This window comes from Streptomyces sp. col6, assembly GCF_008042035.1.
In the GTDB taxonomy this organism is placed as follows: domain Bacteria; phylum Actinomycetota; class Actinomycetes; order Streptomycetales; family Streptomycetaceae; genus Streptomyces.
Map to the genome: position 1 here is coordinate 274,397 of NZ_RDBL01000006.1, position 23,825 is coordinate 298,221.

Sequence of the window (23,825 nt, forward strand, 5' to 3'; positions counted from 1 at the left end):
RGGCGGGCTCGGAGAAGCCGGGGGGCGCGGCGCCCGCACCGGGCGGGAAGCCGGAGCCCGCCTGGCAGCACACCACGACGTTCGACGGACTGGCCTGGATATCCGCCGTCGCCGTGGTCGACGACGTGGTGCTCGTCTCCGGTGACCCCCTGGTGGCCCGCGACCTGACCACCGGCAAGGAGATCTGGTCCCGCGCCGAGGTCACCACCCCGGGCGCGAGCATGCTGATCGGCGACGGCACCCTCTATCTGGCCAGCGCCAAGTACGACGGCAACATCATCGGGCTCGACCCGAAGACCGGCCGGGACGCCTGGCGCAGCCGGCTGGGCGACAAGGAGTACTCCCAGCCCCGGGTCATCGCCGCCGACGCCGACCAGGTCTATGTCGTCGCGGGGATCCTGGACAAGAACTTCCGGACTCCGGACAACGTGATCGCCGCCATCTCCACCGGCTCCGGCAAGGTCGTCTGGCGCGAGCAGCGCGACCACGGCACCGAGGAGAACGGGCTCACCGCACAGGTCTCCGGCAAGCGCCTCGTCTACACGGACTTCCGCAAGAACCTCACGGTCCGCGACACCGCGACCGGCCACCAGGTCTGGACGAAGAAGATCGGCCGCACCAGCAACCGCGGCTTCGTGGTCCACGAGGGCCTCGTCATCATCGCGACCGGCGAGCGGATGCGCGCCTTCGACCTGGAGACCGGTGCGGAGCGCTGGTCCTTCGCGACGGAGAAGTACAGCTGGTTCAACGACCCGGCGGTGCTGGACGGTGTCCTCTACGTCTCCGACACCGTGCACGCCCTGTGGGCGGTCGATCCGGCGACCGGGAAGCGCCACTGGCACAACAAGGAAAGCCTGGACGTGGCCGCCCCGTGGCAGTTCGCCAAGGTGGGAGACGTCCTCTACGGGGCGACCGAGTTCGACAAGAACGGCGGCGTCCACGCTTTCGACCCGGCCGACGGCAAGCTGCTGTGGACGTACAACGACGGTTCCGGCGACATCGACCGCTGGTATCTGACCTCGGGCGGCAAGCATGTGGTGGCGGTGCACGCCAAGAAGGTGACCGCGCTGCCCGTCGGGTAGCGGCCGGCACCGGGCCGAAGGTCCCGAAACGGACGGCCTTCGGTCCCACCGCCGGTGACAAGGCGCACAGGCCATTCGGAGCCTACTAGTCGCCTTAGGAGCAACGGGCCCGATCCGTCGGGGGCCTTTCGGCCCTGCGGCGGACGGGCCCTCGGCGTGTGGGGTGCCGTATGCCCACACAGGGGGCGTATGTCCGGTGTGGGCGGTTTGGAACTGGGCCTAAACCTGTTCCGGCGGGGACTTTCGAGAGTCTTCCGGAGGGGCTCGGGCCCGGCTCCTCCGGGCGAATTCCCGGGATGCTTTCTACGGCTTTTGATCGTAGATGGGGGGTTTGAGTACCGGTGGGGGTGCGGGTTACCAAGGTATGGCCAGCCCGGCACACCGCCGGGTCCAGTCATCTCCGGAGGATTTCCGCATATGTCGAAGCGCGTTACGTTCCAGTCCCGCCGCCCGTCCGTGTCCCGTGTTCGCGGCGCTGTGGTGGCAGCCGGTCTGGGGACATCGATGGTTCTCGGTGCGGGCGCGGCGTTCGCGGCCGGCACTGCGGACGCCCCCCAGGCCTCGCACCTGGTGACCGCGTCCACCGCCGACTCGGTCGCCCAGCAGGCGGCCGCGCAGGGCAAGGCCGCCAAGCACAAGGCGGAGGAGGCCAAGAAGAAGGCCGCCGCCGCGAAGAAGAAGGCCGCCGCCAAGAAGAAGGCCGCCGCCAAGCGCGCCGCGAAGCTCCCCTGGGAGACCCCGGTCCACAAGTACGAGCTGAGCGCGAGCTTCGGCAACGACGGCAGCCGCTGGGCGCACAAGCACTCCGGCCAGGACTTCGCCGTGCCGATCGGCACCAAGGTCGAGGCCGCCCACACCGGCACCATCGTGAAGGCCGGCCCGAACGGCGGCGGCGACGGTCCCGCGTACGGCAACGCCATCGTGATCTCGCACGGCAACGGCACGTACTCGCAGTACGCGCACCTGTCCAAGATCGACGTGCACATCGGCCAGCACGTGAAGAAGGGCCAGAAGATCGCCCTGTCCGGCAACACCGGCAACTCCAGCGGCCCGCACCTGCACTTCGAGATCCGGACCACCCCGAACTACGGTTCGGCGGTCAACCCGGTCAACTTCCTGCACAAGCACGGCATCAACGTCTGATCCGGCTGTGCCCCGCCCCCCGGCTACCGGGGGGTTTCCGGGTCATGGGCCCGGGTGACCAGTTCGACGGCGACTTCGAGAGCGGCCTTGCGCTTCTCCTCGGGGTCGCCGTCGACGTCTTTCAGGGCGAGCATTCCGGCGTGCAGGGTGAAGAGCGCGCTGAAGCACCGCACCTGGTCGGTGAGCGGGGCGTCGGGTTCCTTGATCAGGTCGACCAGGCCCAGGACCCGGTGCTTGATGGTCTCGCCGATGCTCAGGTCCCGTACCGTCGCCTGGTTCTCCTGCATGAAGCGGAAGAGCGGGGCCGCGTGGGCCATCGCGTCGCTGTAGCGGCGCAGCAGCTCCGTCTTCGTCTCCAGGGTGCGGGGCTGCTTCTCGCCCCAGGCGATCAGCTCCTCCACCGGCCGGTTCAGGTCCTCGAAGATGGAGACGAGGATGTCTTCCTTCGTCTTGAAGTGGTAGTAGAGCGCCGCCTTGGTGACATCCAGCTTCTCGGCGATCTCCCGCAGTGAGGTCTTCTCGTAGCCCTGTTCGGCGAAGAGCTCCAGGGCGACGTCCTGGATGCGCTGGCGGGTGTTGCCCCGGCGCGGCTGCGGCGTGCTGCCCATGCTGCTCTCCCAAGAAAACTTACTTGACGCCCGGCTAGTTACGGGGCTACCTTCCTCCAGTGTAATCAACTAGCCGGGCGGCAAGTAAGGGCCCGGTGAGCAGGGTGACTGGGGAGTTGGGGAAGATGGCGGACCTGATCAAGACGGCCGACGGGAAGGCGGACGGCCCACCGGCCACGAAGGCGGAACCATCAGCTCCGCCGGAGCGCAGCGTCCGGGTGGTGGTCCTCGCCCTGATGATCGCCATGCTGCTGGCGATGCTCGACAACCTGATCGTCGGCACCGCGATGCCGACCATCGTCGGTGACCTCGGCGGCCTCGAACACCTCTCGTGGGTCGTCACCGCCTACACCCTGGCCACCGCCGCCTCCACCCCCATCTGGGGCAAGCTCGGCGACATGTACGGGCGCAAGGGCATCTTCCTCACGTCCATCGTGATCTTCCTGATCGGCTCGGTCCTCAGCGGCATGGCCCAGGACATGGGCCAGCTCATCGGCTTCCGGGCCGTCCAGGGCCTCGGCGCCGGCGGCCTGATGGTCGGCGTCATGGCGATCATCGGCGACCTCGTGCCGCCCCGCGAGCGCGGCAAGTACCAGGGCATGATGGCCGGCGTGATGGCCATCGCCATGATCGGCGGCCCGCTGGTCGGCGGCACCATCACCGACCACCTCGGCTGGCGCTGGAGCTTCTACATCAATCTGCCGCTGGGCGCCGTCGCCCTGATCATGATCACCACGGTCCTGCACCTGCCCCGGCGCGAGCGGACCAAGCGGAACGTCGACTACCTCGGCGCCGCGCTGCTCACCGTCGGCATCACCGCGATCGTGCTGGTCACCACCTGGGGCGGTTCCGAGTACGACTGGAACTCCGCGGTCATCATGGAGCTCATCGCGATCGGCGTCGCCGCGCTGGCCGGCTTCCTCTTCGTCGAGACGAAGGCCGCAGAGCCGATCATCCCGCTCCACATCTTCCGCAACCTGAACTTCACGCTCATGTCCGTGGTCGGCTTCATGGCCGGATTCGTGATGTTCGGCGCGGTGCTCTTCCTGCCGCTGTACCAGCAGTCCGTCCAGGGCGCCTCCGCGACCAACTCCGGGCTGCTGCTCCTGCCGATGCTGCTGTCCATGATGGTCGTCTCGCTCGTCGCGGGCCGTGTCACCACCAGCACCGGCAAGTACAAGATCTTCCCCATCGTGGGCTCGATCCTGATGGTCGTCGGCCTCTTCCTGCTCGCGCAGATGGACACCGGCACCACCCGCTTCACCTCGGGGCTGTACATGGCGGTGCTCGGCGCCGGCATGGGCTTCCTGATGCAGATCACGATGCTCGTCGCGCAGAACAGCGTCGAGCTGAAGGACATGGGCGTCGCCTCCTCGTCCACCACCCTCTTCCGTACGCTCGGCAGCTCCTTCGGCGTCGCCATCATGGGCGCGCTGTTCACCGGCAGGGTCCAGGACGAGATGGCGGCCCGCGGCGGCGGCGCGGCCACCTCGCACTCCGCCCAGCTGGACGCGGCGAGCCTGGCCAAGCTGCCGGTGCCGGTGCGCGAGGCGTACGAGTACGCGGTGTCCTCCGGTACGCACATCGCCTTCCTGGTCGGCGCGTCCGTCGGCCTGGTCGCGGTTGTCGCCTCCCTGTTCGTCAAGGAGGTCCCGCTGCGGGGCGCCGGACCGGACGCCAAGGCCGCCCCGGCGGTCGCGGAGATCTGACCGGCCACGGAGGTACGCGAGGGCCCCGGGACGACACCGTCCCGGGGCCCTCGCCCTGTCACACCCTCTTCCCGGCACCCCGCTCCGGACTCCGCTGCTCCGCGAACTGGAGCATCGGATAGCTGCCCGTGTCCGTCGGCGCGTGTTCGGGCAGCCACAGCACCGCGACCGCGCCGCCGCTGCCCTCCGCCGCGCCCTCGGGCGCCGCGTTGCGGAAGGTCAGCCGGGCCCCCAGCACCCGCGCCTGCCCGGCCGCGATGGTCAGCCCGAGACCGTGCCCGTGCCCCGCCCGGTCCGTCGACCCGGTACGGAACCGGCTCGGCCCCTCCTTCAGCAGCGCCGCCGGGAAACCGGACCCGTGGTCGCGGACCCGGACCACCCGCCCCTCGACCGTGACCTCCACCGGGGTCGACCCGTGCTTGGCCGCGTTGCCCAGCAGATTGCCCAGGATGCGTTCGAGGCGGCGCGGATCGGTGCTCACCCAGGACTCGTGGACCACCTGCACCCGTACCTCCGGGTCCAGCAGCGCCACCCGGCGGCTGACGAACTCGCCGAGCGCGATCTCCTGGAGCTCGGCCCGCTCCGACGCGCTGTCCAGCCGGGCCACCTCCAGCACGTCCTCGACCAGGGTGCGCATCGCCTGGGCCCGGTCGCGCACCAGCTCCGTGGGGCGGCCCGGCGGCAGCAGCTCGGCCGCCGTGAGCAGCCCGGTCACGGGGGTGCGCAGCTCGTGCGCGATGTCCGCGGTGACCCGCCGCTCCGCCTCGATCCGCTCGTTCAGCGCGTCGGTCAGCGCGTCCACCGCACCGGCCAGCTCATCGGTCTCGTCCCGTACGACACCGCCGACCGCGTCCCTGACCCGGACGTCCGTGTTGCCCTGGGCGACCTTGCCCGCCGCCGTCGCCGCCTTGCGCAGCCGGCGCGAGAGCTGGCCGCCGATCAGCACACCCAGTGCGGAGCCGCCGAGGACCACCGAGACCGAACCGATGATCAGGGCCCGGTCCAGGTCGCCCATGATCGTGGTCGAGCGGTCCGCGAAGCGGGTGTGCAGCGACAGGACGTTCCCGTTGCCCACCGGCACGGCCGCCCAGACGTCGGGCACCCCGCCGGAGTCCTCGACATGGGTGGCGCGGCGGTTGCGCCGGGTCTCCTGGCGCAGGCTCTGCGGCATCGACGGGTCGTTGAGCTTCGCCCCGAACCGGGGATCGGCCTTCTTCGTCTTCTTCGCCTCGTAGAGCAGCTGCGCGTACGTCAGCCGTTCCAGCTGGACCTCGCGGGCGTTCTCCAGCATCGAGACACGGGCCGCGTTGTGCACGACGAGGCTCAGTGCGACCGCGATCAGCGCGCCGACCGCCGCGATCGCGATGCTGATCTTCCAGCGGACGCCCGTCCGCAGCGCGGGCCGTCTCATCCGCGGAGCTTGTAGCCGAAGCCGCGGACCGTCTCGATGCGGTCCTGGCCGATCTTCGTCCGCAGCCGCTGCACATGGACGTCCACGACCCGGGTGTCGCCGCCCCAGCCGTAGTCCCAGACCCGCTCCAGGAGCTTGTCGCGGGAGAGCACGGTGCCGGGCGCCGACGAGAACTCCAGCAGCAGCCGCATCTCGGTCGGGGTCAGCCCCACCTGCGTGCCGCCCCTGCGGACCTCCATGCCCTCGGTGTCGACCTCCAGGTCCCCGAAGACCAGCACCCCGCCCTCGGCCGCGGGCTCCGGCTGCCCGCCGCCGGCCCGGCCGCCCGACGCATGGCCGAAGCGGCGCAGCACGGCCCTGATCCGGGCGACCAGGACAGCCCCGTCGAAGGGCTTGGTGACGTAGTCGTCGGCGCCGGCCTCCAGCCCGAGGACCACGTCGATCGAGTCGGCGCGCGCCGACAGCATGATCACGGGGACCGTGGACTCGTCCCGGATGCGGCGGCAGAGGCTGACTCCGTCCAGGCCGGGGACCATCACGTCGAGCAGCGCGATGTCGGGGCGCTTCGCCCGGAACGCCTCCAGGCCGGTCAGCCCGTCGGGCACCGCGGTGACCGCGAAGCCGTCCCGCTCCAGCGCCAGCTGGGTGGCCTCGCGGATGACGTCGTCGTCCTCGACGAACAGCACATGGGTCTCGGCCATCGGAAGGCTCTCAGTTCCTCGACGGTTCGGTGGGCTCGGGGAGGTCTCCGTCGCCCGCGCCCACGGCTCGGTTGAAGTCGTTCTGCACCCGGTCCACCTCGCCGAACCGGCCGCTCGCCCAGTGGTAGGTGATCACTTCCTCGCCCGAGGGGTAGGCGACCGAGTCCTTCTTCCCGTACACCTGGGTCGTCACCACCAGGTCCCCCCGGTCGATGGTGCCGTAGACGGCGGGCTGCTCGACGGTGAAGACGTTCTCGTACGTGCCGTCGGTGCGCGGCCGGTACACATAGGTGCCGACGCCCACCGAATCGCCGCAGGTCATCACGTTCACCACGACGTCCGACGACGAGCCGCGGGTCAGCTTCCCGTACGAGGTGTCCACCGGGTACTCGTCGCCGCTGCACGGCTTCAGATCCATCCGGACCCGCCCGCTCACCTTCGGGTCCGCCTTGAGCAGTGCCACGGCGTCCACCCGGGGCGCTGGCTTCGCCGTGGACGCGGCCGTCGCGCTCGGGGTGATCCGGACGACCGGCTCGGCGCCCGCCGGGCCCTCGTCCCGGGTGCCCGTGCCTCCCGTGGAGCAGCTGACGGCGAACAGGCCGAAGACGGCGAGCCCGGCCATTGCCGCACTGCTCGCCGCCCAGCCGGTCAGCAGGCGTCTGTTGCCCCTGCCGGCCGTTCCCCCGCCCGTATCGCCGGTGACGGTCTCCTCGTCACCGCTGCCTGTCAGGCCGCGCACCGCTCCCGCCCCCGCTCCTCGGCGACCCGGGCCTCCCGGCTCGCCGCTTCCCTGTTCTCCAGCTCCTGGCGCAGCCGCGCCAGCGCACGGTGCAGCGTGCTCTTCACCGTACCGGCCGACATGCCGAGCGCCGCCGCCGTCTCCTCCGTGCTCATCTGCTCCCAGTGTCGCAGGACGACGACACTGCGCTGCTTGGGAGCCAGCACGCCCAGGATGTCCATCAGCAGGGCGCGGTCGGCGCGCTGCTCGGTGCCGTCCTCGATGCTGGCGTCGGGCAGCTGCTCGGTGGGCACCTCGTCGAGCTTGCGGGCCCGCCACCACTCGGTGCGGGTGTTGATCATGACGCGTCGCAGGTAGGCGTCGGCGAGGGACTTGTCCTCGATGCGGTCCCAGCGGCCGTAGGTGCGGGCCAGCGCGGTCTGCAGCAGGTCCTGGGCGTCCACGGGGTCCGGGACGAGGCGGCGCGCACTGCGCAGCAGCGCCTCCTGCCGGGTCCGTACGTACTCCTCGAAGCCGAGCACCTCGCTCTGCGCCATGACAACCGCCTCCATCCCCGTGAAACCCCGTAGTACCGCTCGTACCGCCGCCGGCCGCTGGTCGTGCGGCCCGACGTCGCAGACGCTACGGAGCGGTTGTCACGGGGCTGTGCGGAGCAGCCGTAGGCGGGCGCACGGCTGTCCATCGGTTGTGTAACAGAGGGGGGAGGAGACCGGACAAAGGACCCCGCGCCGGACGCGAAAGGGCCCGTCCGCCCCGTCATTGTCACGAGGCGGACGGGCCCTGTCCGTGGTTGTTACGAAGCGGGACGGGCCCGGTCGCTCCTTTGTTACGAAGAGGGCCGGACCCGGTCCGTCAGGTCAGCGGCAGCCGGTAGCGGCCGCCGGACAGTGGTTCGACCAGTCCGTCGGAGACCAGGCCGTCCAGTGCGCGGGCCCGCTGCACCGGCTCGTCCCACACCAGGTCGAGCGCCGACTGCGGGACCGGGCCGACCGCGTCGCGCAGCACGGCGAGGAGCCGGCCGCGCACCTGCCGGTCCGTGCCGGCGTAGGTCTGGCCCCGGCGCGGCGGCCCCTGGTGCGCGGGCTTCCCGGCGAGCCGCCAGACGCACTGCTCCGCGATCGGGCAGCGCGAGCAGTCCTCGTTCTTCGCGGTGCAGACGAGGGCGCCCAGCTCCATCGTGGCCGCCGCCCAGCGGGCCGCCCGTTCGTCCTCGTCGGGCAGCAGCTCCCGGGCGAGCCGGCGTTCGGCGGCGGTGGTCGCGTTCGGCGGGTACTGGATGCCGGTCGCGGCACGGGCGAAGACCCGGCGGACATTGGTGTCGAGGACGGCGTGCCGCTGCCGGTACGCGAACGAGGCCACGGCCGCCGCCGTGTACTCGCCGATGCCGGGCAGGGCGAGCAGCTGCGCGTGCTCGCTCGGTACGTCGCCGCCGTGGCGTTCCGTTATCGCCTGGGCGGCCCCGTGCAGGCGCAGGGCCCGGCGCGGGTAGCCGAGCCGGCCCCAGGCGCGGACCGCCTCGCCGGGCGGCTCGGCCGCGAGGTCGGCGGGGCGCGGCCAGCGGGCGAGCCACTGCTCGTACACGGGCAGGACCCGGCTGACGGGGGTCTGCTGCAGCATGAACTCGCTCACCATCACACCCCAGGCACCCGCTTCGGGGCGGCGCCAGGGCAGATCGCGGGCGTGCTGCTCGAACCACCCGATGACGGGGGTGTGGAGGGAGGAGGGGGGCGTCTGGGTCGCAGTCGTGGCAGTCATCGCACCATCGATCCTGACACGGCGTTCCGGGAAGTGGCCCCACGCCCCGCGAGCCGTTGCGGCAACTGGCCGATGGGCCGTTTTCCGGCCGCCCGAGAGAGTTGACCATGCGTAAACGTTTCATCGCACAGCGTCAGATCGGGCGCGGCCGACGGCCGAACTGGCCTTCGCAGAATGATGATCCGGAAAACTTGGGGGCCAAGGCGGCGGGTGGGGCGGGAGTTGGTCCGGATCTCTCGTACAGTTTGCGCCGTGGGATCTCTGCGCAATCCGATCGGTCCGCTACCCTCCAGCATCTACTGGCGACGGAGGGCGGTCGCGGCGGCCCTGGTGGCACTGCTCGCGGTGCTGATCGCATGGGCCGTCACCTCCGGTGGCGGCAAGGGCGGGGACCACGACGACTCCAAGGCGCCCTCCGGTCCCGCCGATTCGATCACGCCCGGACCTTCCGGTTCCGGTCCCGCGATCAGTGAACAGCCCGGCGGGAGCGGCGAGTCGGACGGCTCCGGCGGCGGCGACGGCGACGGCGACAAGAACGGTGGTGCGGACGGCGGTTCCGCCGGCAGCTCCACCGGTACGGGCGGCGGCTCCGGTTCGACGGACTCCAACGGCGGTGGCCAGGACACCGGTTCGGGTTCCGCTTCCGGTTCGGGCGGAGTGGCGGCGGGACGGCCGGTACCGGCCGGGTCCTCGCTCCCCGACTGCACCCCGGGTGCGATCCGGCTGACCCTGAAGACCGAACTCAGCTACGCGCCCGACGAGAAGCCGAAGTTCCGGCTGTTCGCCACGAACACCTCGTCCACCGCCTGCAAGGCCGACTTCGGGCCGAAAAGCGCCGTGTTCACCGTCACCGAGGCGGGCGGGGACGACGACGAGGTGTGGTCGTCCAAGGACTGCCCGCGCAAGCCGGCGGCCGTGCTGCTCGAAGTGCCCGCCGGGACGACCGTCGTGCACACCGTGCAGTGGGACCGGGGCAGGAGCGCGCCCAAGTGCGCGACGCCGCCCGCGGGGAAGGCCGGGCCGGGCACGTACCTCGTGGAGGCCAAGGCTCCGGGCGAGCCGGTGCAGCGCGCCTCGTTCGTCCTCGCGAAGGACTGAGCCGGAACGACCGAGCCGGAAGGGCCGGCCGCGGAGGACCGAGCCCGCGGCCGGACCCGGTCGCGGGGGAGCGGCGCGGGGGCCGGCCGCCTACACGTACCGTTCGAGGATCGACGACTCCGCCAGCCGGGACAGCCCCTCGCGCACGCTGCGCGCCCGCGCCTCGCCGACCCCGTCCACCGTCTGGAGATCGTCCACGCTCGCCGCGAGCAGCTTCTGCAGACCGCCGAAGTGCTCCACGAGCCGGTCGATGATCGCACCGGGCAGCCGCGGCACCTTCGCCAGCAGCCGGAAACCGCGCGGCGACACCGCCGAGTCCAGCGTCTCCGGCGATCCGCTGTAGCCCAGCGCCCGTGCCACCACCGGGAGTTCGAGCAGCTCCGTGTGGGTCAGCGAGTCCAGCTCGGTCAGCGCCTCCGCCACCGTGCGCGAACGCTTCGCGGTCGGCTCCGGCACGTAGTCCCGCACGACCAGCTCGCGCTCCGGCTCCACGCCCGCGATCAGCTCGTCCAGCTGGAGCGACAGCAGCCGGCCGTCGGTGCCCAGCTCCACCACGTACTCCGCGATCTCCGTCGCGATCCGGCGGACCATCTCCAGGCGCTGGGCCACCGCCGTCACGTCCCGGACGGTCACCAGGTCCTCGATCTCCAGCGCGGAGAGCGTCCCGGCGACCTCGTCGAGCCGCAGCTTGTACCGCTCCAGCGTCGCGAGCGCCTGGTTGGCGCGGGACAGGATCGCCGCCGACTCCTCCAGGACCCGGCGCTCCCCGTTCACGTACAGCGCGATCAGGCGCATCGACTGGGAGACCGAGACGACCGGGAAATTGCACTGCTTGGAGACCCGGTCCGCCGTGCGGTGCCGGGTGCCGGTCTCCTCGGTGGGGATCGACGCGTCCGGGACCAGCTGCACACCGGCCCGCAGGATCTTCGTCATGTCCTTGTCGAGGATCAGGGCCCCGTCGAGCTTGGCCAGCTCCCGCAGCCGGGTCGCGGTGAACTCCACGTCCAGCACGAAGCCGCCGGTACACATCGATTCGACGGTCTTGTCCATGCCGAGCACGATCAGACCCCCGGTGTTGCCGCGGAGAATGCGCTCCAGGCCGTCCCGCAGGGCCATACCGGGCGCGACGGCGCTCAACGAGGCGCGCATCAGCGCCTCGTTACCGGTGGTTTGGCCGGACTTTCCGGGCGATGCTGCCCGGTCGCTGGCTGCCACTGCACTCCTCCGGTCACAGGTTTGCGGTGCCCTCGGGCCTGTCGCTCAGGAGCAGGCCGGATCCAATCGAAGGACCCTACGTCCCTCGTACCGTTCGTACGGGCGGGCGAGACCAGGGCAAAGTCTACCGGCGTGCGCCCTCCTCCTGGGGGGCCTGTGCACGGGACCGGCGCGGGAGTGCCCTGAGCGCGTCGCCCATGTCGGCCACTTCCGTGACCTTCATACCGGCCGGGACCTTGCCCGGATCGGTCGGGACCAGGGCGTGCGTGAAGCCCAGCCGGTGCGCCTCGGCCAGCCGGCGCTGCACCCCCGTGACCCGTCTGACCTCGCCCGCGAGGCCCACCTCGCCGATCGCCACCAGGTTCTTCGGCAGCGGTGTGTCGCTCGCCGCGCTTGCCAGCGCCAGCGCGATGGCCAGGTCCGCGGCAGGCTCGGACAGCTTCACGCCGCCCACCGTCGCGCTGTAGATGTCCCGCTTGCCCAGCGAGCTGATCCGGCCGCGCTGCTCCAGGACCGCGAGCATCATCGACACCCGGGAGGTCTCCAGGCCCGACGTCGTGCGCCGGGGCGAGGGGATCTGGGAGTCCACCGTGAGCGCCTGCACCTCCGCGACCAGGGGCCGCTTGCCCTCCAGGGTCACGGTCAGACAGGTGCCCGGCACCGGCTCGTCGCGCCGCGTCAGGAACAGCCCGGACGGATCGGCGAGCCCGGTGATGCCCTCGTCGTGCAGCTCGAAGCAGCCGACCTCGTCGGTCGCCCCGTACCGGTTCTTGACCCCGCGCACCAGGCGCAGCCGGGCATGGCGGTCGCCCTCGAACGACAGCACCACGTCCACCAGGTGCTCCAGGAGCCTGGGCCCGGCGATCGCGCCCTCCTTCGTGACGTGGCCCACGAGCAGCGTCGACATCCCGCGCTCCTTGGAGGCCCGGATCAGCGCCCCGGCGACCTCGCGGACCTGCGCCATCCCGCCCGGCGCGCCCTCGATCTCCGGCGAGGCCACGGTCTGCACCGAGTCCAGGATCAGCAGCGAGGGCTTCACCGCGTCGAGGTGGGCGAGCACCGCCGACAGGTCGGTCTCGGCCGCCAGATACAGGTGGTCGCTGATCGCCCGGATGCGGTCGGCCCGCATCCGGACCTGGGACGCGGACTCCTCGCCCGTCACATACAGCGTGCGGTGCTCGTCGGTCGCCGCCTTCGCCGCGACGTCGAGCAGCAGCGTGGACTTCCCGACGCCCGGCTCGCCCGCGAGCAGCACGACGGCACCGGGCACCAGACCGCCGCCCAGCACCCGGTCCAGCTCGCTCACCCCGGTGGGGCGGGCGGTCGCCTGCCGGCTGTCGACCTGGCCGATGGGCAGCGCGGCGGTGGAGACGCGGCCCGCCGCCGTGGTCCGGACGGCGGGGGCGCCGCCGAACTCCTCGACCGTCCCCCACGCCTGGCACTCGGGGCAACGGCCGAGCCACTTCGCGGTGGTCCAGCCGCATTCGGTGCAGCGGTAGGACGGCCGGTCCTTCGCGGATTTCGTACGGGCAGCCATGGCGCCACCGTATAGGTGGGGTCGGACAGCGAGCCGGGGAACTCCTGTCCTTTATCGCGCGATACGTTCACCCGAAAGGGTTAAATCTACTCAAGGAGTGCCAGGGGTGAGCCCCGCCCTGCCTACGGTCGCAAGGTGACGAGCAGCAGGCTGGAGATCCCCGCGAACACCCCCGGCGCACACCGGGGACAGCACCGCGCCCCCCACTTGTCGCCGAAGCAGCCGCCCGCCCGTTACGAGCCGCATCTCGACGGCCTCTTCACCTACTGCCTCTCCGTCCTGTGCGACCACGACGCCGCCACCGAGGCGCTCGGCGGCGTGCTGGCCCTGGCCGAACGGCAGGGCGGCCGCTGCCCGGCCGACGAGGAGGAGCGCAGGACCTGGCTGTACGCGCTGGCCCGGTGGACCTGTCTGCGCCGGCTCACCGAGCAGAAGCAGGGCCGCCGCGCCCACCGCCGCCCCGACACGCCGAAGGGCCCGAGCACCCCGCCCCGGGCGGACTGACCGTGGAACGGCGCTACGCCGGGTCCGCCGGGTGCGGGGCCATCGGCAGCAGCGAGGCGAGCCGCTGCTCGCACAGCTCGGTCAGCGCCTCGTACCCCTCCTTGCCCATCAGCTCGATCAGCTCCGGCCGGTACGAGACGTACACCGGGTCGCCGGCGCCGTGCGCCGAGGTCGCCGAGGTGCACCACCAGTGCAGGTCGTGCCCGCCCGGACCCCACCCCCGCCGGTCGTACTCACCGATCGACACCTGGAGCACCCGCGTGTCGTCGGGCCGGTCGATCCACTCGTACGTGCGCCGCACGGGCAGCTGCCAGCACACGTCCGGCTTGGTCTCCAGCGGCTCCCGGCCCTCCCGCAGCGCCAGGATGTGCAGCGAGCAGCCGGCCCCGGCGGGGAAGCCCGGCCGGTTCTGGAAGATGCACGAGCCCTGCCAGCGCCGCGTCTGGCGGTCCCCGTCCTCGTCGGTCTGGGTCCAGCCCGTCTCCGTACCCACGTCGTGGAACTGCCACAGCTCCGGCGTGAGGCGCGCGACATGACCGGCCACCCGCTTCTCGTCGTCCTCGTCCGAGAAATGCGCGCCCAGCGTGCAGCAGCCGTCGTCCGCGCGGCCCGCCTGGATGCCCTGGCAGCCGCTGCCGAAGATGCAGGTCCACCTGGACGTCAGCCAGGTCAGGTCGCAGCGGAAGACCTGCTCGTCGTCGGCGGGATCGGGGAACTCCACCCAGGCGCGCGGGAAGTCGAGGCCCGTCTCGTCGGAGGGATCTGGCTCCGCCGTCGCCGGCGTGTGCATCTCCACCTTCTCCACGTGCTTGATGTCCTGCGGAACGTCCGGTTCTACGTTCCGCTTCTTCGAGGCTTTGCCCGGCTTCGCCTTTTTCGTCTTTGGCACGCGCCCAGGGTAAGTCCGCCACCGGCAGTAGCGTTCTCGGTATGAGACTCGGAGTCCTCGACGTGGGGTCGAACACGGTTCATCTGCTGGTGGTCGACGCGCACCCCGGCGCACGCCCCCTGCCCGCGCACTCGCACAAGGCCGAGCTGCGCCTGGCCGAACTCCTCGACGAGGACGGGGCGATCGGCCCGCTCGGCGTGGACCGGCTGGTCGGCACGATCGCCGGCGCGCTCGAAGCCGCCGAGGACAAGGGCTGCGAGGACGTCCTCGCCTTCGCCACCTCCGCGGTACGCGAGGCGAGCAACGCCGACCAGGTGCTGGAGCGGGTACGGGAGGAGACGGGCGTCGACCTCACGGTCCTCAGCGGCACGGAGGAGGCCCGGCTCACCTTCCTCGCCGCCCGCCGCTGGTACGGCTGGTCGGCGGGGAAGCTGCTGGTCCTGGACATCGGCGGCGGCTCGCTGGAGATCGCGTACGGCATGGACGAGGAACCCGCCGTCGCCGTGTCCCTGCCGCTGGGCGCCGGGCGCCTCACCGCCGGCTGGCTGCCGGGCGACCCGCCGGACCCGGCGGAGGTCAAGGCGCTGCGCCGGCACGTACGGGCGCGCATCGCCCGCAGCGTCGGCGACTTCGCCCGCATCGGCCGCCCGGACCATGTGGTGGCCACCTCCAAGACGTTCAAGCAGCTCGCCAGGATCGCGGGCGCGGCACGTTCCGCCGAGGGCCAGTACGTACAGCGCACCCTCAGCCGCAAGGCGCTGGAGGAGTGGGTGCCGAAGCTGGCCGCGATGACGGTGGAGGAGCGCGGCACCCTGCCCGGCGTCTCCGAGGGCCGCTCCGCGCAGCTGCTGGCCGGGGCGCTGGTCGCGGAGGGCGCGATGGACCTGCTGGACGTCGACGAGCTGGAGATCTGCCCCTGGGCGCTGCGCGAGGGCGTGATCCTGCGCCGCCTGGACCACCTGCCCTCGGGCGGGGAAGCGGCCCTCGACCGGGCGCCGTCCGGCAGGGAAACCGTCCTGGACTGAGCGCCCGGCGGCCGGTGCGGCCCTTCTCACTTTCCGCCGCACTCCCTCGGGCGGGGCCCACCACTGCCCGTACCCTGTCTGCGTGGCAGAACCAGTGGTGCGCGTCCCGGATGCGAAGGTCGCCCTGTCGACGGCCTCGGTCTATCCGGAGTCGACGGCGACGGCCTTCGAGATCGCCGCGCGCCTCGGCTACGACGGCGTCGAGGTCATGGTCTGGACCGACCCGGTCAGCCAGGACATCGAGGCCTTGCGCCGGCTCTCCGACTACCACCAGGTGCCGATACTCGCCGTGCACGCCCCCTGTCTGCTGATCACCCAGCGGGTCTGGTCCACCGACCCGTGGGTCAAGCTCCAGCGGGCGCGCGCCGCCGCCGAGAAGCTCGGCGCGTCCACGGTCGTCGTGCACCCGCCGTTCCGGTGGCAGCGCAACTACGCCCGCGACTTCGTCACCGGGATCTGGCGGATGGCCGACGAGACGGACGTCCGGTTCGCCGTCGAGAACATGTACCCGTGGCGCTACCGGGACCGCGAGATGCTCGCGTACGCCCCCGACTGGGACGTCACCAACGACGACTACCGCCACTTCACGGTGGACCTGTCGCACACCGCGACCGCCCGCACGGACGGTCTCGCCATGGTCGACCGGATGGGCGACCGGCTGGCCCACGTCCACCTGGCCGACGGCAAGGGCTCCAACAAGGACGAGCACCTGGTGCCCGGCCGGGGCGACCAGCCGTGCGCCGAGCTGCTTGAGCGGCTGGCCGGTTCCGGCTTCGACGGGCACGTGGTCATCGAGGTCAACACCCGCCGCGCGATGTCCACCGCCGAACGCGAGGCCGACCTCGCCGAGGCCCTGGCCTTCACCCGGCTCCACCTCGCCTCGTCCGCCGAGCGCGCCCCCCGCTCATGACCCAGGACGCACCGGCCCCCAGGCGCCGGGGCCGCCCCGCCCGTACGGCGTCGGACACCGGCCCCGACGCGCGCACCCGCATCCTGGAGGCCGCCCGCACGGAGTTCTCCGAGCGCGGCTACGACAAGACCTCGGTCCGAGGCATCGCCCGCGCGGCCGGCGTGGACTCCGCGCTGGTCCACCACTACTTCGGTACGAAGGACGAGGTCTTCGCCGCCGCGATCGAGCTGTCCTTCGAGCCCGCCCTGCTGGTCCCGGCGGTCTTGGAGGGCGACCCGGGGGACGTGGGCGAACGCCTGGCCCGCGCCTTCATCGCGATCTGGGAGAACCCGGCGACCCGGGCCCCCCTCCTCGCCGTACTCCGCTCCGCCCTCACGCACGAGGCCGCGGCCACGGTCCTCCGGAGCTTCGTCCTGCGCCGCCTGCTGGAGCGCGTGGCGGCGAGCCTGGAGGTCCCGGACGCGACGTTCCGCGCGGAGCTGGCCGCGTCGCACATGGTGGGGATCGCGATAGTGCGGTACGTGCTGAAGGCCGAGCCGTTGGCGTCCGCGCCGCCGGAGAAGATCGTGGCGATGGTGGCCCCGACGCTCCAGCGGTACCTGACGGAGCCGGACGTCTGAGGCACTCACCTCCCAGCCCCTCCGGCGCTTGAGGAGCGGGGCCCGGGGCAGCGCCCCGGTTWCGGGAAGGGGCGGGGTGGGGAACAGGCCCGCCGCAGGCGCCGCCGCCCACCCCAAGGCTTCCGCATAGCGGACACCCGGTCCACATCCTGGCACCGACGGCGTACGCTCAAGAGCAGTCTTCAACGCAGAAGGAGCGAAAGACGATGCCCACGCTGAGGTCCCGCACAGTCACCCACGGCCGCAACATGGCGGGCGCCCGCGCCCTTATGCGCGCCTCCGGGGTACCCGGCGCGGACATCGGCCGGAAGCCGATCATCGCTGTCGCCAACAGCTTCACGGAGTTCGTGCCGGGCCACACGCACCTGGCCCCCGTCGGCCGGATCGTCAGCGAGGCGGTCGTCGCCGCCGGAGGCATCCCGCGCGAGTTCAACACGATCGCCGTGGACGACGGCATCGCCATGGGCCACGGCGGCATGCTCTACAGCCTCCCCTCCCGCGACCTCATCGCGGACAGCGTGGAGTACATGGTCGAGGCGCACTGCGCCGATGCCCTGATCTGCATCTCCAACTGCGACAAGATCACCCCGGGCATGCTCAACGCGGCCCTGCGCCTGAACATCCCGACCGTCTTCGTCTCCGGCGGCCCGATGGAGTCGGGCCGCGCCACGCTGGTCGACGGCACGGTGCGCACGCTCGACCTGGTCGACGCGATGTCGGAGGCGGTCAACGACAAGATCTCCGACGAGGACATCCTCCGCATCGAGGAGAACGCCTGTCCCACCTGCGGTTCCTGTTCCGGCATGTTCACCGCCAACTCGATGAACTGCCTGACCGAGGCCATCGGCCTCTCCCTCCCCGGCAACGGATCGGTCCTGGCCACCCACACCGCGCGCAAGGCGCTGTACGAGGACGCCGCCCGCACGGTGCTGGACCTGACCCGCCGCTACTACGAGCAGGACGACGCATCGGTCCTGCCCCGCAACATCGCCACGGCCGCCGCCTTCGGGAACGCCATGGCGCTCGACATCGCGATGGGCGGCTCCACCAACACGATCCTGCACCTCCTGGCCGCCGCCCAGGAGGCGGGCGTCCCCTACGGCCTGACCGAGATGGACGCCCTGTCGCGCCGCGTCCCGTGCCTGGCCAAGGTCGCCCCCAACGTCGGCAAGAACCGCACGTACTACATGGAGGACGTGCACCGCGCCGGCGGCATCCCGGCCCTCCTCGGCGAACTGCACCGCGCGGGCCTGCTCAACGAGGACGTGCACTCCGTGCACAGCCCGTCGCTGGCCGACTGGCTGAAGACCTGGGACGTGCGCGGCGGCTCCCCGGCCCCGGAGGCGGTCGAGCTGTGGCACGCCGCTCCCGGCTGCGTGCGGTCGGCGGAGGCGTTCTCCCAGTCCGAGCGCTGGGACACCCTGGACCAGGACGCCGAGAGCGGCTGCATCCGCTCCGTGGAGCACGCCTACTCCAAGGACGGCGGCCTCGCGGTTCTGCGCGGCAACCTGGCCGTGGACGGCTGCGTCGTGAAGACGGCGGGTGTCGACGAGTCCATCTGGACCTTCGAGGGCCCGGCCGTCGTCTGCGAGTCGCAGGAGGAGGCCGTCCAGAAGATCCTCACCCAGCAGGTCAACGAGGGCGACGTCGTCGTGATCCGCTACGAGGGCCCCAAGGGCGGCCCCGGCATGCAGGAGATGCTCTACCCGACCTCGTACCTGAAGGGCCGCGGCCTCGGCAAGACCTGCGCCCTGATCACGGACGGCCGCTTCTCCGGCGGTACGTCGGGCCTGTCCATCGGCCACGCCTCGCCCGAGGCGGCCTCCGGCGGCGCGATCGCGCTCGTCGAGGACGGCGACCGCATCCGGATCGACATCCCGAACCGCTCGATCGAACTGCTGGTCCCCGAGGACGAGCTGGCCGGCCGCCGCGAGGCGCTGAACGGCGTGTACGCGCCGAAGAACCGCGACCGCAAGGTCTCGGCGGCACTGCGCGCGTACGCGGCGATGGCGACGAGCGCGGACCGCGGCGCCGTCCGCGACGTCTCGAAGCTGGGCTGACCCGGTGCCGTACGGCCCCCGCGATCCGCGGGGGCCGTACGCATGTCCGGCGGGCCCGCGCACCGACTGCGGGATAATCGGCCCCGTGAGCGAGAACAGCGAGACCCCCGACGGCGCGGCCCCCGGCCCGTCCGAGCCCGCGACCCCGCAGGGCCCGCAGCCCGAGCCCCTCCGCTTCTTCGGCACCACCTGGGTCGCCCACGACGGCCACTACGGCCTGCGCCGTGCCGGAGCCGCCGTCGGCTCGCTCGCCGCGGCCGTCGCCGCCTGCTTCGTCCTCCGCTTCGCCTACCAGGGCCTGGAGATCGCCGACATCGGCAGCTTCGTCGGTGTGCTGGTCGTCGCGATGTTCGCCATCTGCAGCGCGGTCGCCTTCCGCAAGACCTGGGAGGGCTTCGACAGCCGCCCCGCCGACCCGGCCCGCGAGGAGACCCTGCGCGGACTGAAGGCCATCGGCTTCGTCGGCTCGCTGCTCGCGTACTTCTTCCGTACGTTCACCGAGGCACCCGGCGAGAAGCTGCGGCGCACGGAGTACGAGGAAGCCATGGCCCGGTACGCGAAGCGCCGCTCGGCCCGCACCGGCAACCCCGCCGCCCGCAAGAAGAAGGGCCGCCGCGGCTGACGCATCCGGTCCGGGGGCACGATGGCCGCATGACCACGACACACTCACCGGACGCGACCCCGGGCCCCTCGCGCGCCCTTTCCTTCGACCGGGCCGCCGCCCAGTATGCCGCCGCCCGCCCCGGCTATCCGGACGCGCTGTTCGACGCCGTCGAGGACATGGCCGGACGCCCCCTGCGCGGAGCCCGCACCCTGGACGTGGGGGCGGGCACCGGCATCTCGACCCGCTGCCTCCTCGACCGGGGCGCCCGCGTCGTCGCCGTCGAACCGGGGCCCGGCATGGCCGCCCAGCTGCGCCGGGGCCTCCCGGACGTCCCGGTCGTGCGGGGCGACGGCAACCTGCTCCCGTTCGCGGCCGCCTCGGCCGATCTGATCACGTACGCCCAGTCCTGGCACTGGACCGACCACGCCCGCTCGGGCGCCGAGGTCCGGCGCGTCCTGCGGCCGGGCGGCACGCTCGCCCTCTGGTGGAACGTCGCGGACAGCACGGTCCCGTGGCTCGGCGCCCAGGCGGAACGGCTCGTCCGGTTCTTCGGCGTCGAGCCGGTCGAACTGGCCCGCGGCGCCGGCCACGGCTCGGCCGTCCAGGACCGCGGCCTGCCGCCGGACCTCGACTTCACGCACCGCCGCGTCCCGTGGACCCGGCGCGTCCCCCTCGCCACCCATCTCGACAACCTCGGCAGCCACTCCGCGTTCCTGACCCTCGACGACGACGCGGCCCGGGGCTTCCTCGCCGAGGAGCGCGGCCGGCTCCTGGAGGAGTTCCCCGACGGCACGGTCGAGGAGGCGTACGTCGTCGAGCTGCACGCGGCCGTGCGCTGAGCCGGAGGACCCGGCCCCCTCCCTTGACGGCGGCGCCCCGCGGAGTCAATATTCATCACATGATGAATTCTTCGGGCGTCGCCGTCGAGGCCCGTGGCCTCACCGTCCAACGAGGCAGCCGCACGGTCCTGGACAACCTCGACTTCACCGTCGAACCCGGCAGGATCACCGGCCTCCTCGGCCCCTCCGGCTGCGGCAAATCCACCCTCATGCGTGCCGTCGTCGGCACCCAGGCCAAGGTCACCGGCACCCTCCAGGTGCTCGGCAGCCCCGCCGGCCACCCCTCCCTCCGCCCCCGCGTCGGGTACGTCACCCAGGCGCCCTCCGTCTACACCGACCTCACCGTCCGGCAGAACCTCGACTACTTCGCGGCGATCCTCCAGCCGGGCCGCGCCCACCGCGACGCCCGCCACGCCGCCGTCACCCGCGCGCTCACCGAGGTCGACCTGACCAGCCACGAGGACGCCCTCGCCGGCAATCTCTCCGGCGGCCAGCGCACCCGCGTCTCGCTCGCCGTCGCCCTCCTCGGCACCCCCGACCTGCTCGTCCTCGACGAACCGACCGTCGGCCTGGACCCGGTCCTGCGCCGCGACCTGTGGCAGCTGTTCCACGCCCTCGCCGCAGAACGCGGCACCACGCTCCTCATCTCCTCGCATGTCATGGACGAGGCCGAGCGCTGCCACCGCCTGCTCCTGATGCGCGAGGGCGGAATCCTCGCCGACGACACCCCCGAGGCCCTGCGCACCGCCGCCGGCACCGACACCGTCGAAGCGGCTTTCCTCCACCTGGTCGACGCGGCCGCCACCCGCAAGGAGAACGCCCGATGAGCACCCCAGCCGCCACCGCCGCAAGCACCGCACCCCTCAGCCCGGCCCGCACCCTCGCCACCGCCGCCCGCGTCCTGCGCCAGCTCGCCCACGACCCCCGCACGGTCGGACTGCTCCTGCTGGTCCCGGTCCTCCTGATCACCCTGCTGCGGTACGTCTTCGACGGCAGCCCGCAGACTTTCGACTCCATCGGGGCCTCGCTGCTCGGCATCTTCCCGCTGATCACGATGTTCCTGGTGACCTCGATCGCCACCCTGCGCGAGCGCACCTCCGGGACCCTGGAACGCCTGCTCGCCATGCCGCTCGGCAAGGGCGACCTCATCGCCGGATACGCACTCGCCTTCGGCGCCGTCGCCGTCCTCCAGTCGCTCCTGGCCACCGGCCTGTCGGTGTGGGCGCTCGGCCTGGACGTCATGGGCTCGCCCTGGCTGCTGCTCCTGGTCGCCGTGCTCGACGCGCTGCTCGGCACGGCACTGGGGCTCTTCGTCTCGGCGTTCGCGGCCTCCGAGTTCCAGGCCGTCCAGTTCATGCCCGCGGTGATCTTCCCGCAGCTGCTCCTCTGCGGCCTCTTCATCCCGCGCGACCAGATGGCCCCGGCCCTGGAAGCCGTCTCGGACGTGCTGCCGATGTCGTACGCCGTGGATGGCATGAACGAGGTCCTCCACCACACCGACATCACCGGCGACTTCGTGCGGGACATCCTCGTCGTGGCGGGCTGCGCCCTGCTCGTGCTGGCCCTCGGCGCGGCCACCCTCCGCCGCCGCACCGCCTGACGGGGCGGTGCGAAGATGGCGCCGACGAGCACGGAGCACCGCGCACATCGAGCACCGCCCGGAGGGTGAACGGCATGACCCAGACAGTTGCAGTCCTCGGCACCGGCAAGATCGGCGAGGCCCTGCTCAGCGGGATGATCCGGGCGGGCTGGCGCCCGTCGAACCTGCTGGTCACCACCCGCCGTTCGGACCGGGCCGCCGAACTGCGCGACCGCTACGGCGTGGACGCGGTCACCAACGCGGAGGCGGCCGAGCGGGCCGACATCCTCATCCTCGCGGTCAAGCCCCAGGACATGGGCCGCCTCCTGGACGAGCTGGCACCGCACCTTACCGCCGACCGCCTGGTCATCAGCGCGGCCGCCGGCATCACGACCGCCTTCATCGAGGAACGCCTCGCCGCCGGCACCCCGGTGGTCCGCGTCATGCCGAACACCCCGGTCCTGGTCGACGAGGGCATGTCCGTCATCTCGGGGGGCAGCCACGCCACCGGCGAGCACCTCGCCTCGGCGGACACCATCTTCAAGGGGGTCGGCAAGACCCTGCGCGTCCCGGAGTCCCAGCAGGACGCGGCCACCGCCCTTTCCGGCTCGGGCCCCGCGTACTTCTACTTCCTCGTCGAGGCGATGACGGACGCCGGCATCCTCCTCGGCCTGCCGCGCGCCCAGGCCCACGACCTCATCGTCCAGGCCGCGATCGGCGCCGCAGTGATGCTCCGGGACAGCGGCGAGCACCCGGTCAAGCTCCGCGAGGCCGTGACCAGCCCGGCCGGCACCACCATCAGCGCCATCCGCGAACTGGAGAACCACGGCGTACGCGCGGCCCTCATCGCCGCCCTGGAAGCGGCCCGCGACCGCAGCCGCGAACTGGCCTCCGGCAACGGCTGACACCCATGCGTCGGCCCCGGTCAACCCCGGGGTTGACACGCCCCCTCCCGATCCGTAGTGTGCTCCGAGTTGTCCGACGTGAGCGCCGACCCCGGTCGGTCCCCGGACAGCCATTCCGCAAGAAACACAACGAGCACGCGACAGCTGTCGCATGTCTCGGCGTGCGCTTATGCGAAATGAGGAATCCGCGTTCGAAAGAGCGCGACCCCGATTGGCGTCGGGGCCCAGGATTCCGCTAATGTCTCACTCGTCGGAACGGCCCAACGGCCGGGAGGACAAGCCCCGCTGACTGGGAATCAGGCCCGAAAGGATCTGATAGAGTCGGACTCGCCGGAAAGGGAAACGCGAAAGCGAAGAACTGGAAAGCGAAACCCGCTTCGACCGGGAATCGGACACGAAAGAGTCTGATAGAGTCGGAAACGCAAGACCGAAGGGAAGCGCCCGGAGGAAAGCCCGAGAGGGTGAGTACAAAGGAAGCGTCCGTTCCTTGAGAACTCAACAGCGTGCCAAAAGTCAACGCCAGATATGTTGATACCCCGGCCTGCTTCGGCAGGTTGGTGGTTCCTTTGAAAGCCCTGCCGAGTCATTGACTGGGCAGGCAAAAACACAGCGAGGACGCAGTGGACAACAGGTCTTATTCCGGCCTTTGTTGTTCCGCTCTCGTGATGTGTTCCCCGATTACGGGAAAACATTCACGGAGAGTTTGATCCTGGCTCAGGACGAACGCTGGCGGCGTGCTTAACACATGCAAGTCGAACGATGAAGCCCTTCGGGGTGGATTAGTGGCGAACGGGTGAGTAACACGTGGGCAATCTGCCCTTCACTCTGGGACAAGCCCTGGAAACGGGGTCTAATACCGGATAATACTTTCCTCCTCCTGGAGGAAGGTTGA

General features: G+C 71.4%; 23 protein-coding genes. 14 read left to right on the plus strand and 9 right to left on the minus strand.

Translation table 11 applies throughout. The features are described 5' to 3' along the window. Together EAO73_RS05210 and EAO73_RS05215 are read left to right on the plus strand one after the other, a co-directional pair. Positions 1-1,082: PQQ-binding-like beta-propeller repeat protein (locus EAO73_RS05210; RefSeq protein ID WP_147971396.1), on the plus strand; the 1,082-nt coding region annotated here is incomplete at its 5' end. 417 nt (positions 1,083-1,499) lie between these two features. Continuing rightward, positions 1,500-2,225, plus strand: a complete 726-nt coding sequence (locus tag EAO73_RS05215) for a M23 family metallopeptidase (protein WP_191133944.1) — start codon at positions 1,500-1,502, stop codon at positions 2,223-2,225. A 23-nt stretch (positions 2,226-2,248) separates the two neighbouring features. Here EAO73_RS05215 and EAO73_RS05220 read toward each other — a convergent pair whose 3' ends face one another. Further along, the gene (locus EAO73_RS05220) at positions 2,249-2,833 is read right to left on the minus strand and encodes a TetR/AcrR family transcriptional regulator (RefSeq protein WP_018520490.1); all 585 of its coding nucleotides are present in this window, start codon (positions 2,831-2,833) and stop codon (positions 2,249-2,251) included. A gap of 125 nt (positions 2,834-2,958) precedes the next feature. Here EAO73_RS05220 and EAO73_RS05225 point away from each other — a divergent pair, with 125 nt between their 5' ends. After that, positions 2,959-4,542, plus strand: a complete 1,584-nt coding sequence (locus tag EAO73_RS05225) for an MDR family MFS transporter (protein WP_147970299.1) — start codon at positions 2,959-2,961, stop codon at positions 4,540-4,542. A gap of 58 nt (positions 4,543-4,600) precedes the next feature. Here EAO73_RS05225 and cseC read toward each other — a convergent pair whose 3' ends face one another. The 5 genes from cseC to EAO73_RS05250 form a co-directional block, all read right to left on the minus strand. Beyond that, positions 4,601-5,953 (minus strand): two-component system sensor histidine kinase CseC, encoded by a 1,353-nt coding sequence (gene cseC, locus EAO73_RS05230; RefSeq protein ID WP_147970300.1) that lies wholly within the window; start codon positions 5,951-5,953, stop codon positions 4,601-4,603. Further along, positions 5,950-6,654 carry a two-component system response regulator CseB gene (gene cseB, locus EAO73_RS05235; protein ID WP_147970301.1) on the minus strand — a complete coding sequence of 235 codons (705 nt, stop codon included), beginning with the start codon at positions 6,652-6,654 and terminating at the stop codon, positions 5,950-5,952. Before cseB ends, cseC begins: the two co-directional genes overlap by 4 nt. A gap of 10 nt (positions 6,655-6,664) precedes the next feature. After that, positions 6,665-7,393: a hypothetical protein gene (locus EAO73_RS05240; RefSeq protein ID WP_147970302.1), complete on the minus strand. Its 729-nt coding sequence runs from the start codon at positions 7,391-7,393 to the stop codon at positions 6,665-6,667. Next, positions 7,381-7,929, minus strand: coding sequence for a SigE family RNA polymerase sigma factor (locus EAO73_RS05245; protein WP_147970303.1), 549 nt, complete (start codon positions 7,927-7,929; stop codon positions 7,381-7,383). The genes EAO73_RS05240 and EAO73_RS05245 overlap by 13 nt, the downstream gene beginning before the upstream one ends. A gap of 316 nt (positions 7,930-8,245) precedes the next feature. After that, positions 8,246-9,148: an A/G-specific adenine glycosylase gene (locus tag EAO73_RS05250; RefSeq protein WP_147970304.1), complete on the minus strand. Its 903-nt coding sequence runs from the start codon at positions 9,146-9,148 to the stop codon at positions 8,246-8,248. A 294-nt stretch (positions 9,149-9,442) separates the two neighbouring features. Between EAO73_RS05250 and EAO73_RS05255 the strand changes: the two genes are divergently transcribed. Then, the gene (locus tag EAO73_RS05255) at positions 9,443-10,246 is read left to right on the plus strand and encodes a hypothetical protein (RefSeq protein WP_147971398.1); all 804 of its coding nucleotides are present in this window, start codon (positions 9,443-9,445) and stop codon (positions 10,244-10,246) included. A gap of 90 nt (positions 10,247-10,336) precedes the next feature. On the opposite strand, the gene disA is transcribed toward EAO73_RS05255, so the two are convergent. Then, positions 10,337-11,461 carry a DNA integrity scanning diadenylate cyclase DisA gene (gene disA / locus EAO73_RS05260; protein WP_026171409.1) on the minus strand — a complete coding sequence of 375 codons (1,125 nt, stop codon included), beginning with the start codon at positions 11,459-11,461 and terminating at the stop codon, positions 10,337-10,339. A gap of 124 nt (positions 11,462-11,585) precedes the next feature. Next, a complete protein-coding gene (radA, locus tag EAO73_RS05265; protein ID WP_147970305.1) occupies positions 11,586-12,998 on the minus strand; it encodes a DNA repair protein RadA in 1,413 nt (470 codons plus the stop codon). Positions 12,999-13,133: 135 nt separating this feature from the next. Between radA and EAO73_RS05270 the strand changes: the two genes are divergently transcribed. Continuing rightward, the gene (locus tag EAO73_RS05270) at positions 13,134-13,502 is read left to right on the plus strand and encodes a hypothetical protein (RefSeq protein WP_412074563.1); all 369 of its coding nucleotides are present in this window, start codon (positions 13,134-13,136) and stop codon (positions 13,500-13,502) included. A gap of 13 nt (positions 13,503-13,515) precedes the next feature. On the opposite strand, the gene EAO73_RS05275 is transcribed toward EAO73_RS05270, so the two are convergent. Then, on the minus strand, positions 13,516-14,292 hold the full coding sequence (locus tag EAO73_RS05275) for a hypothetical protein (RefSeq protein WP_412074579.1): 777 nt from the start codon (positions 14,290-14,292) through the stop codon (positions 13,516-13,518). 140 nt (positions 14,293-14,432) lie between these two features. On the opposite strand from EAO73_RS05275, the gene EAO73_RS05280 reads away from it, so the two are divergent. The 9 genes from EAO73_RS05280 (at position 14,433) to proC (ending at position 22,933) form a co-directional block, all read left to right on the plus strand. Then, complete coding sequence (locus tag EAO73_RS05280) at positions 14,433-15,416, plus strand: Ppx/GppA phosphatase family protein (protein WP_147970307.1); 984 nt, start codon at positions 14,433-14,435, stop codon at positions 15,414-15,416. Positions 15,417-15,498: 82 nt separating this feature from the next. Beyond that, a complete protein-coding gene (locus EAO73_RS05285; protein ID WP_093708256.1) occupies positions 15,499-16,326 on the plus strand; it encodes a sugar phosphate isomerase/epimerase family protein in 828 nt (275 codons plus the stop codon). Next, positions 16,323-16,946 carry a TetR family transcriptional regulator gene (locus EAO73_RS05290; protein ID WP_147970308.1) on the plus strand — a complete coding sequence of 208 codons (624 nt, stop codon included), beginning with the start codon at positions 16,323-16,325 and terminating at the stop codon, positions 16,944-16,946. The genes EAO73_RS05285 and EAO73_RS05290 overlap by 4 nt, the downstream gene beginning before the upstream one ends. 206 nt (positions 16,947-17,152) lie before the next feature. Continuing rightward, positions 17,153-19,006 (plus strand): dihydroxy-acid dehydratase, encoded by a 1,854-nt coding sequence (gene ilvD, locus EAO73_RS05295; protein ID WP_147970309.1) that lies wholly within the window; start codon positions 17,153-17,155, stop codon positions 19,004-19,006. Between the two features lie 85 nt (positions 19,007-19,091). Further along, a complete protein-coding gene (locus EAO73_RS05300; protein WP_147970310.1) occupies positions 19,092-19,628 on the plus strand; it encodes a hypothetical protein in 537 nt (178 codons plus the stop codon). A 29-nt stretch (positions 19,629-19,657) separates the two neighbouring features. Further along, a complete protein-coding gene (locus EAO73_RS05305; protein WP_147970311.1) occupies positions 19,658-20,449 on the plus strand; it encodes a class I SAM-dependent methyltransferase in 792 nt (263 codons plus the stop codon). 59 nt (positions 20,450-20,508) lie between these two features. Continuing rightward, positions 20,509-21,276 carry an ABC transporter ATP-binding protein gene (locus EAO73_RS05310; protein ID WP_147970312.1) on the plus strand — a complete coding sequence of 256 codons (768 nt, stop codon included), beginning with the start codon at positions 20,509-20,511 and terminating at the stop codon, positions 21,274-21,276. Continuing rightward, positions 21,273-22,049: an ABC transporter permease gene (locus EAO73_RS05315; protein WP_147970313.1), complete on the plus strand. Its 777-nt coding sequence runs from the start codon at positions 21,273-21,275 to the stop codon at positions 22,047-22,049. Before EAO73_RS05310 ends, EAO73_RS05315 begins: the two co-directional genes overlap by 4 nt. Before the next feature lie 74 nt (positions 22,050-22,123). Further along, entirely contained in the window at positions 22,124-22,933 is an 810-nt protein-coding gene (gene proC, locus EAO73_RS05320; protein WP_147970314.1) for a pyrroline-5-carboxylate reductase, read from the plus strand. The last annotated feature ends 892 nt before the right edge of the window (positions 22,934-23,825 follow it).

What these genes read in the sequence shown, in the direction of transcription:
- EAO73_RS05215 (WP_191133944.1), top strand. Translation starts at nt 1,500, where the DNA reads ATGTCGAAGCGCGTTACGTTCCAGTCCCGCCGCCCGTCCGTGTCCCGT.
- EAO73_RS05220 (WP_018520490.1), bottom strand. Translation starts at nt 2,833, where the DNA reads ATGGGCAGCACGCCGCAGCCGCGCCGGGGCAACACCCGCCAGCGCATC.
- EAO73_RS05225 (WP_147970299.1), top strand. Translation starts at nt 2,959, where the DNA reads ATGGCGGACCTGATCAAGACGGCCGACGGGAAGGCGGACGGCCCACCG.
- cseC (WP_147970300.1), bottom strand. Translation starts at nt 5,953, where the DNA reads ATGAGACGGCCCGCGCTGCGGACGGGCGTCCGCTGGAAGATCAGCATC.
- cseB (WP_147970301.1), bottom strand. Translation starts at nt 6,654, where the DNA reads ATGGCCGAGACCCATGTGCTGTTCGTCGAGGACGACGACGTCATCCGC.
- EAO73_RS05245 (WP_147970303.1), bottom strand. Translation starts at nt 7,929, where the DNA reads ATGGCGCAGAGCGAGGTGCTCGGCTTCGAGGAGTACGTACGGACCCGG.
- EAO73_RS05250 (WP_147970304.1), bottom strand. Translation starts at nt 9,148, where the DNA reads ATGACTGCCACGACTGCGACCCAGACGCCCCCCTCCTCCCTCCACACC.
- radA (WP_147970305.1), bottom strand. Translation starts at nt 12,998, where the DNA reads ATGGCTGCCCGTACGAAATCCGCGAAGGACCGGCCGTCCTACCGCTGC.
- EAO73_RS05275 (WP_412074579.1), bottom strand. Translation starts at nt 14,292, where the DNA reads ATGCACACGCCGGCGACGGCGGAGCCAGATCCCTCCGACGAGACGGGC.
- EAO73_RS05280 (WP_147970307.1), top strand. Translation starts at nt 14,433, where the DNA reads ATGAGACTCGGAGTCCTCGACGTGGGGTCGAACACGGTTCATCTGCTG.
- EAO73_RS05290 (WP_147970308.1), top strand. Translation starts at nt 16,323, where the DNA reads ATGACCCAGGACGCACCGGCCCCCAGGCGCCGGGGCCGCCCCGCCCGT.
- ilvD (WP_147970309.1), top strand. Translation starts at nt 17,153, where the DNA reads ATGCCCACGCTGAGGTCCCGCACAGTCACCCACGGCCGCAACATGGCG.
- EAO73_RS05305 (WP_147970311.1), top strand. Translation starts at nt 19,658, where the DNA reads ATGACCACGACACACTCACCGGACGCGACCCCGGGCCCCTCGCGCGCC.
- EAO73_RS05310 (WP_147970312.1), top strand. Translation starts at nt 20,509, where the DNA reads ATGATGAATTCTTCGGGCGTCGCCGTCGAGGCCCGTGGCCTCACCGTC.
- EAO73_RS05315 (WP_147970313.1), top strand. Translation starts at nt 21,273, where the DNA reads ATGAGCACCCCAGCCGCCACCGCCGCAAGCACCGCACCCCTCAGCCCG.
- proC (WP_147970314.1), top strand. Translation starts at nt 22,124, where the DNA reads ATGACCCAGACAGTTGCAGTCCTCGGCACCGGCAAGATCGGCGAGGCC.